This is a genomic window from Rhizobium sp. NFR12 (assembly GCF_900108545.1).
GTDB lineage: Bacteria > Pseudomonadota > Alphaproteobacteria > Rhizobiales > Rhizobiaceae > Neorhizobium > Neorhizobium soli.
This window is the reverse complement of record NZ_FNWM01000005.1, coordinates 197,273-210,287: the sequence shown is the minus strand read 5'-3', so window position 1 is coordinate 210,287 and position 13,015 is coordinate 197,273. Positions and strand designations below refer to the sequence as shown.

General features: G+C 59.0%; 10 protein-coding genes. 6 read left to right on the top strand and 4 right to left on the bottom strand.

All coding sequences use genetic code 11. The features are described from left to right. On the bottom strand, positions 1 to 1,386 hold the full coding sequence (locus tag BLW69_RS19650; RefSeq protein ID WP_139283905.1) for a hypothetical protein: 1,386 nt from the start codon (positions 1,384 to 1,386) through the stop codon (positions 1 to 3). 314 nt (positions 1,387 to 1,700) lie between these two features. On the opposite strand from BLW69_RS19650, the gene BLW69_RS19645 reads away from it, so the two are divergent. The 5 genes from BLW69_RS19645 (at position 1,701) to BLW69_RS19625 (ending at position 6,393) form a co-directional block, all read left to right on the top strand. Then, positions 1,701 to 3,008, top strand: coding sequence for an ABC transporter substrate-binding protein (locus BLW69_RS19645; protein WP_092664377.1), 1,308 nt, complete (start codon positions 1,701 to 1,703; stop codon positions 3,006 to 3,008). A gap of 122 nt (positions 3,009 to 3,130) precedes the next feature. Further along, a complete protein-coding gene (locus tag BLW69_RS19640; protein ID WP_092664375.1) occupies positions 3,131 to 4,012 on the top strand; it encodes a branched-chain amino acid ABC transporter permease in 882 nt (293 codons plus the stop codon). Then, the gene (locus BLW69_RS19635; RefSeq protein WP_092664373.1) at positions 4,009 to 4,971 is read left to right on the top strand and encodes a branched-chain amino acid ABC transporter permease; all 963 of its coding nucleotides are present in this window, start codon (positions 4,009 to 4,011) and stop codon (positions 4,969 to 4,971) included. The genes BLW69_RS19640 and BLW69_RS19635 overlap by 4 nt, the downstream gene beginning before the upstream one ends. Beyond that, a complete protein-coding gene (locus tag BLW69_RS19630; protein WP_092664371.1) occupies positions 4,959 to 5,693 on the top strand; it encodes an ABC transporter ATP-binding protein in 735 nt (244 codons plus the stop codon). Before BLW69_RS19635 ends, BLW69_RS19630 begins: the two co-directional genes overlap by 13 nt. Position 5,694: 1 nt before the next feature. Next, positions 5,695 to 6,393 carry an ABC transporter ATP-binding protein gene (locus BLW69_RS19625; RefSeq protein WP_092664370.1) on the top strand — a complete coding sequence of 233 codons (699 nt, stop codon included), beginning with the start codon at positions 5,695 to 5,697 and terminating at the stop codon, positions 6,391 to 6,393. Positions 6,394 to 6,431: 38 nt separating this feature from the next. On the opposite strand, the gene BLW69_RS19620 is transcribed toward BLW69_RS19625, so the two are convergent. The 3 genes from BLW69_RS19620 to BLW69_RS19610 form a co-directional block, all read right to left on the bottom strand. Continuing rightward, positions 6,432 to 8,150, bottom strand: coding sequence for an ABC transporter ATP-binding protein (locus tag BLW69_RS19620; RefSeq protein WP_092664368.1), 1,719 nt, complete (start codon positions 8,148 to 8,150; stop codon positions 6,432 to 6,434). 157 nt (positions 8,151 to 8,307) lie between these two features. Continuing rightward, positions 8,308 to 9,735, bottom strand: coding sequence for a mannose-1-phosphate guanylyltransferase/mannose-6-phosphate isomerase (locus BLW69_RS19615; protein WP_092664366.1), 1,428 nt, complete (start codon positions 9,733 to 9,735; stop codon positions 8,308 to 8,310). Between the two features lie 39 nt (positions 9,736 to 9,774). After that, on the bottom strand, positions 9,775 to 11,199 hold the full coding sequence (locus BLW69_RS19610; protein WP_092664364.1) for a phosphomannomutase: 1,425 nt from the start codon (positions 11,197 to 11,199) through the stop codon (positions 9,775 to 9,777). A 247-nt stretch (positions 11,200 to 11,446) separates the two neighbouring features. Here BLW69_RS19610 and BLW69_RS19605 point away from each other — a divergent pair, with 247 nt between their 5' ends. After that, on the top strand, positions 11,447 to 12,982 hold the full coding sequence (locus BLW69_RS19605; protein ID WP_139283904.1) for an O-antigen ligase family protein: 1,536 nt from the start codon (positions 11,447 to 11,449) through the stop codon (positions 12,980 to 12,982). The last annotated feature ends 33 nt before the right edge of the window (positions 12,983 to 13,015 follow it).

The window sequence follows — 13,015 nt, the reverse complement described above, 5'->3', positions numbered from 1 at the left end:
TTATCCCACTGTCGGGGTAGAAAGCAGCCAGAGGCCGAAGACGGTATAGCCGACCATCGCAAGCGCCAGAAAGATCTGGCTGATCGTCGCGCTTGCCGGCCTCACGAAATGCTTGAGCGCGATCATGTGGGCGATCAGAATGCCGATACAGTGCCCGGTGACGATAATCGCGGTCTGTGCCATCCAGAGCTTTTCGACACTGCTGATGTCGATCAGCATCGATGCCGTGACGTGGCGATCGGCGGTGCCGAACAGATCCCAGCCAAGCGCAAACGGATCCGAGATCGCAGAGTAGAGATATTGCCCGTTGATCAGAAGCACGCTGAGATAGTGGGATGCATGGAAGGCAACCGCTATCGGAATGATCGAATAGACCAGATGCGTGATCAGCCCTCGATCAGCGACTAATCGTGCCTCTCCGGCAAGCCGGGCTCCTGATATGACAGCCGTAAAATAGATCACTGCGAGCACCGCCGGAGCGGCGATCAAGCCGAGCGTATTCGGCAGGGTCACAGCGCTGCGGCCGGGAAATTCCAGCGGGTTCACCCCGATCATCGAGAGCCAGGTGAAGGTCTCTGCAAAGCCATCGAAGGACGCCGTTCCGAGCGTCAGCAGCAGAAACAGGGCAGCGGTGATCGGCGGCGGCTCCGCCGCGACGCAGTCTTGTCCCGGCCAGCGGAACCGGACACTCGCCCATATTCCTGATTTCGGCGGCGTGATTTCAAAGGGCGCGATCATGCCGATCATGCGGAAATACACCGAGAAGGGTTCGCCCCGCTCTGTCCAATCTCGCTCTCCGAAAACCAGCATGGCGATGAAATTGAGAACCCAGTAGACCGAGACAGCGATGGCGAGACGGGGAGGGTCCTCCGGGGCGAGCGAAACCAGCTCGTACCAGGCAAACATCAGAAACAGGAGGATCGCGGGGATGTAACCGACGACCTCCGGCAGCTTCAACAGGGGAGCTTCGCCAAGCCTGCCGCCTGTCGCTCGCCGCAGGATACGAAGAGGACCCGTCCAGGGATTGAGCCAGGGCCACAGGTTCCCGACCAGCGCCTGCAGCAAGGTCAGGCCGACCCAGAACAGCGTCCAGACGACAAGCGGCAAAGGATTTTCAAGCGGATCGGCTGTCGAATAGCGCCCGGCGGCGATCAGTACCAGCAGAAGCAGGGAGCTCAGCGTGCTGACGATCGCGATCGGCGGCACCGGCCGGCGATCGAGCGTGATGGAGGCACTGCCGGCCTGTGTGAACCAGCGCGACGGAACCAGCAGCAATGCGACGAAGGTAACTGCGACGACGATCGCGCCGCCTGTCAGGTAATATTCGGTCGGCAGCAGCATCACCAGCCCGCGTTCCGTCCCGTGCGCGATGGCCGTGCAGGGCATGAGCGTCCACAAGAGAGCTGCCGTCGCCGATGGACAGGCCGGCAACCGGTGTTTTCGGGGAAATGACGGCAACGGGTTCATCCTGCGTCTGGTGGCGTAATCGGCTGAAACATCATGCCGGGATGGAGAAGCGTATTCCATACCACGACATCATCGCTCAGACTGGGCCTCGTGCCGCTCCTGTCAGGTCTCCTGAACAGCGGAATTCTTTGCTATAGGACATGGTAGGGCTCTTATTGTCGGTGGCACCTGGTAGACCATCGACTATCGCATCAGCATGATGGGCGTCAGTACCGTTGAGAGGAAAATTTCGAATGACCGACAAGACTTCAGCACCGAAATCCTCGGTGACCCGCCGGACGACCCTTCTTGGAATGGGCGCGGCAACGGGTGCGGGCATTCTTTCTTCCGTCTCGCCGGGCTTCGTCCGATACTCGCACGCCCAGACCTCCGCCCCGATCAAGCTCGGCTTTGAATGCCACCGCACCGGTATCGGCGCATCCTATGGTCGCTGGTACGAGCGCGTCGCACGCGCTGCCGTCAAGATCATCAACGAGGAGGGCGGCATCAACGGTCGTCCCGTGGAACTGATCGTTGAAGACGATGGCACGGATCCGAAACGAGGCGCCGAAGTCGTCGAGAAGTTCGCGACCCAGCATAAGGTCGATGCTGTGTTCGGAACGCTGTTTTCACACGTCGTCGTCGCCGCCGCGCCGCGGGCGGGCGAATTGAAGATGCCCTATCTCGTGGTGTCGGAAGGCACCCACGTGTCTTCGGGCAGCCTCAACCGCTACTGCTTCCAGCCCGGCATCACTGACGTTCGCAGCCAGGTCACGTCAGTGGCACCTTGGATCACGCAAAACCTCGGCAAGAAAGTCACGATGATCTTCCCGGACTACGCCTTCGGCTATGACCACCGCGATAATCTTCCGCCCGCAATCAAGGCGCAGGGTGGTGAGGTCGTCGAGATGATTGCGGTGCCACCGACGGAAACATCGTTTACGCGCTACCTGCCGCGAATTCCCGCAGACACCGACGTGCTCTACCACATCATGGTCGGTCCGGCGGTTCTCACCTTCGTCACCGAGCTCGGTCAGTTCTACGGCTCGCAGCGACCCCAGATCTTCGGCTTCATCGATAGCGTCGAGGCCGTCGATCTTTCGACGCCGCAACTGAGCTTCCTCGATGGGACCTATTTCTGGGAGGGCATGCCCCGCTACGCCCAGAAGGACCAGAGCGAATGGGACAAGTTCTATCGCACGGCAGTCGGCGTCAACGAGAATGGTGCAAGCATCGCCGATCCGAAGGACATCGCCACCTACGCCCATATGTACGGGGTCTGGGAAACGCTGTTCACCATCAAGCAGGCGATGCAGGCATCCGGATATAGCGGCCCGCAGGACAAGGCCAAATTCATCGAAGCCCTGGAAGCGATCGAGACATTCCAGGAAGGCCGCGACCATCCGCAGGGCAACAAGATCTTCAACGGCAAGAACCATCAGGTCTACGGCCATCAGAACATCTCGAAGGTCGAAGGCGGCCGGATGGATGTCGTGCACCGGACCTCGATCGAAGACGGGATGTACGAGGTGACGGCGGACTACACGAAAATGTCGCTCTGACCGGTCTTGTCCGGAGGGATCGGCTGTCAGGTCCCTTCGCTCTTCACCCCGCGTCGTTTTTCCTGTCTAACCGCAGCAAATCAGGCAAGGGGACAGTCGTGTCCGTGCATAGGAGCTAGGGTTTGGCGTTCGGTCCGTTTCTGCTGCTGGCGACATTGGAAGGACTGCTGCAGGCCGCGGTCCTCACATTGACCGCACTCGGCCTGTCTCTGGTGTTCGGCGTCATGCGCGTCGTCAATGTCGCCCATGGCGAATTCTATATGCTCGGCGCGGTCGTTGCCTGGTGGGTGGCGTCGATGTTCTCGCTGCATCCGGCAGTCGGTTTCTTCGCAGCGCTCGTCATCAGCCCGCTGATCGTCGGCGCGATCGCGTTCGCCAGCGAGCGGCTGATCCTGAAGCGCCTGAACTACGATCCGGTATCGACCATCGTCGCCACGATCGGCATGCTCTATATCATCCAGCAGACGGTCCTTTTGACCTATGGTCCGGATGCGCGTCCGGTGTCGGCTCCATTCTATTACCGCATCCAGCTGCCGTGGTTCGGCTATTCCGGTTACAACCTGTTCGTCATTTCAGCGGCGATCGTCTTGCTGCTGGCGGTCTGGTTCGTGCTGAGCCGCACCCGGCTCGGCCTCATCATGCGCGCAACGCAGTTCGATCGCGAAATGGCGCAGGCTTTCGGCATACCGATCGAACGCGTCTATGCCTTCGTCTTTGCCGCCGGCGCCATGCTGGCGGCGGTCGCTGCGGTGCTGATCGTGCCGATCCGTCAAGCCCATTATCTGATGGGGCTCGATCCGTTGCTTCTCTCCTTCATCGTCGTCATCCTTGGCGGCCTTGGCAGTCTGCGCGGCACCGTCATCGCAGCCCTCCTGATCGGACTGAGCGACGGCATCATTTCGATGTTCTTCTCACCAACGCTTGCAAAGATCATCTCGACCCTGCTTGTCGCCCTTGTGCTGGTGTTCAAGCCGGAAGGTCTGTTCGGGGCAAAGGCGCGATGAGAAGCGAAAACACCATCCGCGTCATCGCGCTTCACGTGGGCGTGCTGGCAGCTCTCTTTCTTGTCCAGTTCGTGCTGCCCGATTATCACCACCTCGCCCTGACCCGCGTCATGCTGTTGGCGATCTATGCCATGGGCTACAACATGCTGTTCGGCTATACGGGCCTGCTGAGCCTCGGACATGCGATGTTCTTTGCCGCCGGTCTCTACGGCGCCGGCATGACGGCCTATTACACCGATCTCGGCGTGCCGCTCGCGTTTCTCATCGGAATTTGCTGTGGTGCAGCCCTGTCGCTCGTCATCGGCGTGATCGCGCTGCGCACGACAGGCGTGGCCTTCATGATTGTCACCATGATGTTCGGCCAGGTTGCCTATCTCACGATCACCTACTTCACCGACTATACCCGCGGCGAAGAAGGCCTCACGATGCCGGCAGCCGCCCGCAGTTTCGATCTCCTCGGACTCCACATCGACCTGACGAATGCCGTGCAGCGCTACAACCTGGCGCTCGGCCTTCTGGCTTTGACACTGCTCGTCATCTTCGTCGTCGTGCGGGGACCAATCGGCAGGGTGCTGATCGCGATCCGCGAAAACGAGACGCGTACGCTGATGCTGGGCTTTGATACATTCCGGCTGAAACTCGGTGCGCTCGTCCTGTCAGGCACGATATCCGCCATGGCCGGTGCCGCCTACGGGCTGATGTTCGCCTATGTCGGCGCGACCTTTGCCACCATCCAGTATTCGATCGAGGCGCTGCTCTTCACATTGCTCGGCGGTGCCGGAACGATCCTTGGTCCGCTGCTCGGCTCAATCCTGATGTTCTACATGATCGACATCACCAGCGAATACACGCAGGCCTATCTGCTGGTCACCGGCGTCGCGCTGGTGGTTCTGGTCCTCTTCTTTCCGAAAGGCATTCTGGGGACGATCCGCGAAAGGTGGCTGCTATGGCTTCCGTGAGCCTGCTTTCGACCAAAGGTCTCAGCCGCCATTTTGGAGGGCTGAAGGCCGTCGACAATGTCGATTTCACTATCAGAGAAGGCGAGATCCGTGCGCTGATCGGCCCGAACGGTGCCGGAAAGACGACTTTTGTCTCGCTGCTCGCCGGCCGTATCGCGCCGAGTGCCGGATCGATCGAGTTCCTGGGCAAGGATATCACCGACCGGCCGGCGCATAAGCGCGTGCGCGACGGCATCGCCTATACGTTCCAGATCACCAGCATCTATCCGACGCTGACCGTGTTCGACAACGTGGCGCTGTCTGCACAGAGCGCGTTGAGGCGTCACGCCGGCTCGAAACAGTCGGACGTTGCGGTGAAGGCGCGTGAAGCCCTGGACCGCGTCGGACTTGCGGATCGAATGGGAGAAAAGGCCGGGACCATGGCCTATGGGCATCAGCGGCTTCTCGAGGTCGCGATGGGCCTGGCGCTGGAGCCGAAACTCCTGATCCTGGATGAGCCGACGCAAGGACTGTCGGATAGCGAGATCGAAGGTTTCTGTCGGCTGGTGAAGGAAATCGCCACGTCTGCAACGGTGCTTCTGATCGAGCACAACATGCCCGTCGTCATGCAGCTCGCCGACACGATCACGGTTCTCAACCACGGTCAAATCCTCGCCGAGGGGGCGCCCGACGAGATCCGTGCAAACGCAGCCGTGCAGGCCGCCTACCTGGGAACCGGTTGATATGCTCGAAGTCTCCAATCTCGATGTCTACCACGGCAGCAGCAAGACGCTGCAGGGTATGTCGCTGACGCTGCAAAAGGGCGAGGTTCTCTGCCTGCTCGGCCGCAATGGTGCGGGCAAGACGACGACCCTGCGTGCCATCATGGGGCTCGCAAAAACCGGTGCCGGAAGCATCCGGCTCGATGGCACCGAGATTTCGGCGCTGCCGGCGCATGAGCGCCCACGCCTCGGCATCGGCTATGTGCCGCAGGGCCGCCGGTTGTTCTCCGAGCTGACCGTGCGGGAAAATCTCGAAATCGGCATGATGACGCGGCGCAGTCCGCCGCGCGTGCTCGACGAAACGCTTTCGCTGTTTCCCCGGCTGCAGGAGCGGCTCGGCCAAGTCTCGGGAACGCTGTCCGGCGGCGAACAGCAGATGCTGGCGACCGCGCGCGCCTTATGTCTCGATCCGAAGGTCATCCTTTTGGACGAACCGACCGAAGGCCTGATGCCCTCGATGATCACCACAATCCGTGATGTCGTGGTGACGCTGCGCAATCAGGGGAAAGCGATCCTGCTGGTCGAGCAGCGGGTCGAGGCCGCGTTATCGATCGCCGACCGCGTCTGTTTCGTCGAGAACGGCAAGGCGCAGGCAGTCATGCCGGTTGAGGCGCTGAGGGCCGATCCGTCTCTTCTGTCCCGCTACGTCGGTGTCGGCTAAAGTCGGGCGATCTTGCGCGGCTCGATCCTGATCACCGATCAGACCATGCCGACCTGGCCGGAATGCAGCCGGTTATACGCGCCCCTGCGTTCGATCAGGTCCTGATGGGTGCCCTGTTCGGCAATACCAGAATCATCAATGACGACGATTCGATCGGCGCCCTGGATCGTGGCGAGCCGGTGGGCGATGATTAGCGTGGTCCGCCCCTGCGATAGTTCGGCAAGCGAACGCTGTATCGCACGCTCGGTTTCAGTATCAAGCGCGGAGGTCGCTTCATCGAGGATCAGGATCGGTGGGTTTTTGAGGAACATGCGGGCAATCGCGACCCGCTGCTTCTGGCCGCCGGACAATTTCACGCCACGCTCACCGATGACAGTGTCGAGCCCCTCCGGCAGGTTTGCTAGCATGTCCTCCAGACGTGCGCGGTGCGCCGCTTCGACAATGTCGGCCTCGGAAGCACCCAGTCTTCCATAGGCGATATTTTCCCGCAGCGTACCACCGAACAGGAAGACATCCTGCTGCACGATGCCGATCTGCTGGCGAAGGGATTCCTTCGTCATCTTGCGGATGTCGATCCCGTCGATCGTGATGCTGCCCGACACGACTTCATAAAAGCGCGGAAGAAGCGAGCATATGGTCGTCTTGCCGGCGCCAGAGGGGCCGACGAACGCAATCGTCTCGCCAGCACGGATGTCGAGGTTGATCTCTTCGAAGACAGTCTTCGTCGCGGTGTATCCGAAGGTCACGGACCGGTACGCGATCTCGCCTTTCAGGTGATCAACGGCGACCGCATCCGGTGCATCGGCAATATCCGGCTCCGTATCGATCAGTTCGGTAAACCGCCTGAAGCCCGCGATCCCCTTCGGATAGGTCTCGATCACCGAATTGATCTTTTCCACCGGACGAAAGAAGATGCCGACGAGAAGCAGAAAACCGATGAAGCCGCCCGCCGTCAGCTCGCCGGCGAGCACGAAATAGGCGCCGGTCACCATCACCACCATCTGGGTCAGCCGCATGCTGAGGTAACTCATGGAGCTGGTGGCGGCCATCAGCTTGTAGGCTTCCAGCTTCACGCGGCGATAGCTTTGGTTGTCCTTTTCGAACAGCGCGCGCTCGTGACCCTCGTTGGCGAAAGCCTGCACGACACGCATACCACCGACGTTTTCCTCAATGCGTGCGTTGAACTCGCCGATCCGGCTGAAAAGCCGATGGAAATTTTCAGTCATGCGGCCGCCAAAATGGCTTGTTGCCCAGGCGGTCACAGGAACGATGGTCGCAGTGATGACCGCCATCTGCCAATTGACTGAAAACATCAGCAGCAGAGCGCCGACAAAGGTCATCAGCGCAATGAACAGGTCTTCAGGCCCGTGATGCGCGACTTCGCCGATTTCCTCCAGGTCCTTGGTCAGGCGCCCGACGATATGACCGGTTTTTTGATTGTCAAAATAGCCGAACGACAGCTTCTGCAGGTGGTTGAACGCCGCCCGCCGCATGTCTGTCTCGATATTGATGCCGAGCATATGGCCCCAATAGGTGACGACGGCCATCAACCCGGTATTGAGGACATAGATGACGAGCAGGCCAGCGGACGCGAGGATGATCAGCAGCCATTCCTGGCTGAGAAGAAGCCTGTCCACAAACAGCTTCACCGCCATGGGAAAGCCAAGCTCGAGGAGGCCGGACACGATGGCGCAGCCGAAGTCGAGGAGGAAAAGACCTTTATAGGGCTGATAATAGGAGAAGAACCGGCGAAGCATGCTGACCTGCAGACGATGTCACATCTGGCCTGCAGCGATGCAGGCCGGATGCGAGAACATGAGTAGCCTTCTCATATTCGAAAAGCCGCCTGAATGGATAGTGCCGTTATGCCACGGCACGCCATTCACTTCGCCCAGGCGGTCTCCACAGTTGTGATCAGCCGCGTCCGAACTCGTCGACGATGCGGATAATATCGTCTTCGCCGAGATAAGAACCCGTCTGGACCTCGATCATCTCAAGCATGATCTTGCCGGGGTTGGCAAGGCGATGGACTTCACCCTGTGGAATGTAGACGCTCTCGTTCTCGCGCACGGTCTGCACCGTGTCACCGATCGTCACCTCGGCCGTGCCCTTGACGCAGATCCAGTGCTCGGAGCGGTGGTGATGCTTTTGCAGCGACAGCTTCTTGCCCGGCGTGACGAACAGCCGCTTCACCTGGAACCGATCGCCGTTGAGGATCGAGGTATAGCCGCCCCAGGGGCGGTAGGAGGTCGGATGCGTTTCGGTGAGAGCCGCAGTCGCCTTGGCGGCGGCAAGTTGCTTGACGATATTGCCGACGTTCTGGCTGTCGTCGAGGCGGCCGACATAGACGGCATCTTCGCTGGCAATGACGGCAATGCCATCCAGACCCTGGACGGCCATATGACCATGGCGCGACAGGACGAGCGAGTTCTTCGTGTTGATCAGCGTCGCGTTGCCGAGCGCAACATTGCCATCGGCATCCTGCTCGCCCAGTTTCCAGACCGCATCCCAGCTGCCCATGTCGGACCAGGTAAAGGACGCCGGCACGACGGCAGCGTTTGCTGTCTTTTCCATGATCGCATAGTCGACCGAGATATTCGGGCTGGCCGAAAACGAGGCCTCGTCGAGGCGCAAGAAATCCAGGTCACCGGATGCCTTTGCAACGGCAGCGCTTGCCGCTTCCGCAACGGCTGGCGCAAAGCGGTTGAGTTCTGACAGAACCGTGCCGGCCTTGAACATGAAGATGCCGGAGTTCCAGACAAAGCCGCCAGACGTCAACATCTTTTCGGCTTCGGGCAGAGCAGGCTTTTCGACGAAGCGCTTTACTGTGTTCGCGCCGGTCGAAAGCTGGTCACCGATCTCGATATAGCCATAGCCGGTCGAAGGCTCGGTCGGTGTAATGCCGAAGGTGACGAGCTTGCCGCTTGCTGCCGTCTTGCGTGCGGTCTGAATGGCATCGAAATAGGCCTTGCCCGCTTCGATTTCGTGATCGGAGGCCAGCACCTGCAAGATCGCATCATCGCCGAACTTCTCGGCGACGAAGGCAGCGGCTGCGGCAACGGCCGGTGCCGTGTTGCGCGCGGAAGGCTCCAACATGATCGCCGTGAGTGGCAGGCCAAGCTCGCGTGCCTGTTCGGCGGCAAGGAAGCGGAAATCTTCGTTGGTGATGACGATTGCAGGCTCGTAGAGCGTCTCGTCGGCAACACGCGTAAGCGTGGACTGAAACAGCGTCTGGTCGCCGACGAACTGTATAAACTGCTTTGGTGCAGAAGACCGTGACAACGGCCACAGCCGCGTGCCCTTGCCGCCTGCCATGATTACGGGAATGATCTTGCCAACCATAGTCTCAGTCTCCACTGACGCTTTTGCTTTTGAGATTTGTCATCGGTTACGTTCTGCCGCCCAACGCCGAATGAGATCAAGCCCTTGATCCAACAATTCCGAGGCGGCTCGTTCATCCGGCGCTTCGACGTAGCAGCGCATTTCAGGCGCATTTCCAGACGGCCGAAGATGGATGATGCGCCCGTCCTCAAGTGTCACGCGAAGCCCGTCTATGTCGCTTTTCGCAGTGACTGAGCCGATGGGGGCTAGAAAAGCGGAAAGATTGTCGTCGGATGCCCGCAGATGCGCCATCAGCGCTGCACTCGTTTCAACGGGGAAGTTTTCCAGCCGGTCTGCCGCCGCAAAAGCGAGCGGATAATCGGCAACGATGCGTGATAGGGGTTGCTTGGCATTCGCGAGAAGCGAAAGCGTTGCCAGGGCCGGCAGGAAGCTGTCACGGGTCGGCAGCGCCTGCAATGTGCCTCCAGAAACTGTGAAGTCGGAACCAGTCAGCGTGCCGCCATTGGCCTCGAACCCGACGATCGCCGTTTTGCCATCCTTGGCCGCCGCTTGCATGGCGGCAATAACGAAGGGTGAGCCGACCTTTGTTCTCACAACCGTATAGTCGCCCGCAGCCTCTATCCGTGAATTGGACGTGACCGGGGTGGCGACCACTTGGGCATAGAGGAAGTTTGCCGTGATCAGGCCCAGCAGATCGCCTCTGAGCGGCTGCCCCTTTTCGTCTGCGACGAGCGGGCGGTCGCCATCACCATCCGCGGAGACGATCGCGTCGAGATGATATTGTGGGGCCCAACCCTGCAGCAGCGCAATCGTCTCGGCAGAGACGGCTTCCGTATCGACGGGAATGAAACGCTCAGAGCGTCCGAGCGGCACGACCTGCGCGCCCAGCTTTTCAAGAACCTGAACGAAGAGATCACGTGCGACTGTGGAATGCTGATAGACGCCGACACTCAATCCCACCAATGCGTCGGGAGCAAGCAGCATGGCGTTGCGTTCGACGAAAAGTGCTTCGGCCTCCGCATGCCGATCCGGAGCTTCGCCCGGTGTGTCGTCGATCTTTTCATCTGCCATAACGCCGGCGATCGCCGTGATCCGGATCTCGTCCTGTTTGTCGATCTCGCCATCGGCACGGTAGAATTTGATACCGTTGCGATCATCCGGGATATGCGATCCAGTGATCATCAGGCCGGCAGCCGAGAGCTTCATACCGTAAAGTGCCAGCGCGGGAGTGGGTATGGCCCCACAATCGATGGCGTTCAGTCCTGCCCGCTGCAAGGCGCCGATACAGGTTGCCGCAATCCTCGGGCTTGAGGCCCGGAAATCACGTCCCACCAGAACCGGATCCCCCGGCTTGGCAAGACCGGCCTCTAAAAGATGGCGTGCGAACGCTGTGGTGTAGAGCGCCGACGCTCTGCCTTCGAGATCAGTGACAAGACCGCGAAGGCCGCTTGTTCCAAATTTCATGATGCGTCTGTTTCGATTGGTCGGATAGCAATGATTGTGGGAGCCAATACCATAAAAATATGGAATGTAGCTATAGACGCTTGAACGGTAAAAGCGAGAGTATATGGAGGCGTATATTTAAATCATCACAATTCATATTTCCGCTTTGCTTCGAAAGACCGTGATAAATTACTAAAATATACTTTGATCTGTATGTCGTATTGCTGAAGCATTCCCAGTGTTGGGCGTAATTTGGATTGGGGCTAATATGAAAGATTTCCGCGGGGGGTGGCTGCCAAAGAACGCTGTCTATAGATCAATTGTTTTTATCCACTGGTCAGCATTCGCGTTGGCGCTTTTGAATTTTGGCGCCGTGCAAATTTCCACTCTCGCGATCTACGGATTGGCAAGTGCTCTCCTGCTTTGTATCGCCGTCTTCGTCCGAGGGATCCCTAAAGCAGGGGAGCCGGCAGTGAAAGCGGGTATCGTATTGGCACTGGTCGCCTTCGCATGGGTAATGTTCCAGACTACTCCACTGCCTGAAGCAATCTTCAGTCAACCGTCGTGGAGAGACCTCGTCGAGTTTCAGCTCGATGCTTCCCCGGTAATATCCTTGACGCCTGCGGATGACTGGGCATCTTTGTTTCGTTTCCTCGTGCCGGTTGAGGTCTTTCTGCTCGGGATTATTCTGTGCGACAACGACGAACGAGCGATCGCCACTCTCAGAGGCCTGGCGATAGCAGGAGCAGTTGTCGCTCTTCTGTCCATCGCCCAATTCCTGATCGCGCCCAATACACTCCTCTTCATCGCAAAGACGGCTTACCTCGACAGCCTAACCGGCTTCTTTGTCAATCGGAACACCGCCGCAACCTATTTCGGAATTGTCGCCATCCTGAACTATGGAATCCTTTCGTCTCACGTGCGGTGCGTTGAGGTCCGGCGAATTCTCACGTCGCTGGATCAAGGCAGGGGTCTTCCATTCGATCAACGAAAGGCAGTTCGAGGAGCACTGAGCTTTGCGATACTGTTTATGGTATCGGTCACGGCTCTTGTGCTGACGAAGTCCCGGGCCGGGGTTGCGGCAAGTTTTGCCGCGCTTCTGTTGATGACCCTGTTGTTCGTGTTAAGATCTTCGCTGAACAAGCATCCTGTCCCTGCGCTTCGAGGTACCGGCCTTAGATCCATCCGCGTTGGCGCATTTCTGATAGCGATTGCTTTAACCGGCCTATTCGCAGCAGGCTTTCTGTCGTTTTCTGGCAGAGCTTTGCTCCGAGCAGAAGTGCAGGGCACAAGCGACGGCCGCTTTTGCATCATGCCGGGATTGGGCTCGGGGGTATCCGATCATTTTCCGTTCGGGACCGGACTGGCAAGTTTCGAAACCGCTTTTACAGCGTATCGCGATCCGGACTGCGGCGTCTACACGGTTTGGAATCGTGCCCACGATGTCTATCTCGAAGCAGTCTTCACGTTGGGCGTCGCTGGCATACTCATTATCGCGTTTGGACTGGCCTTTATCTTATCGTGCCTCGTTAGAGGAATGGCAGCGAGGCGTCGCCTTCGTTATGTCCCAGAATCCGGCTTCGCGGTGGTGTTGCTGCTTGTCGTTCACTCCGCTTTCGACTTCTCGATCCAGATCTCCGGCCTCGCCATTTTCGTGGCTGCGACCTTGGCGCCGATCGTCGCTGTCTGCGTTGCCGATCCAAAAGTCGGGTCGAAAAACAGGCGAAATCGAACGATCCAAACAAGTGTGGCGGGGCAATTGTCGTCGGCGCCCAGCCTGCGAGATAAACAGTTGCCTGCTTGAAATATGCAGCTTATCCAAAGCATCTACATTAGT

Bases quoted from the DNA above. Each gene is read 5' to 3' on its own strand.
- BLW69_RS19650 (WP_139283905.1), bottom strand. From the start codon at position 1,386: ATGCCCTGCACGGCCATCGCGCACGGGACGGAACGCGGGCTGGTGATG.
- BLW69_RS19645 (WP_092664377.1), top strand. From the start codon at position 1,701: ATGACCGACAAGACTTCAGCACCGAAATCCTCGGTGACCCGCCGGACG.
- BLW69_RS19635 (WP_092664373.1), top strand. From the start codon at position 4,009: ATGAGAAGCGAAAACACCATCCGCGTCATCGCGCTTCACGTGGGCGTG.
- BLW69_RS19630 (WP_092664371.1), top strand. From the start codon at position 4,959: ATGGCTTCCGTGAGCCTGCTTTCGACCAAAGGTCTCAGCCGCCATTTT.
- BLW69_RS19625 (WP_092664370.1), top strand. From the start codon at position 5,695: ATGCTCGAAGTCTCCAATCTCGATGTCTACCACGGCAGCAGCAAGACG.
- BLW69_RS19620 (WP_092664368.1), bottom strand. From the start codon at position 8,150: ATGCTTCGCCGGTTCTTCTCCTATTATCAGCCCTATAAAGGTCTTTTC.
- BLW69_RS19615 (WP_092664366.1), bottom strand. From the start codon at position 9,735: ATGGTTGGCAAGATCATTCCCGTAATCATGGCAGGCGGCAAGGGCACG.
- BLW69_RS19610 (WP_092664364.1), bottom strand. From the start codon at position 11,199: ATGAAATTTGGAACAAGCGGCCTTCGCGGTCTTGTCACTGATCTCGAA.
- BLW69_RS19605 (WP_139283904.1), top strand. From the start codon at position 11,447: ATGAAAGATTTCCGCGGGGGGTGGCTGCCAAAGAACGCTGTCTATAGA.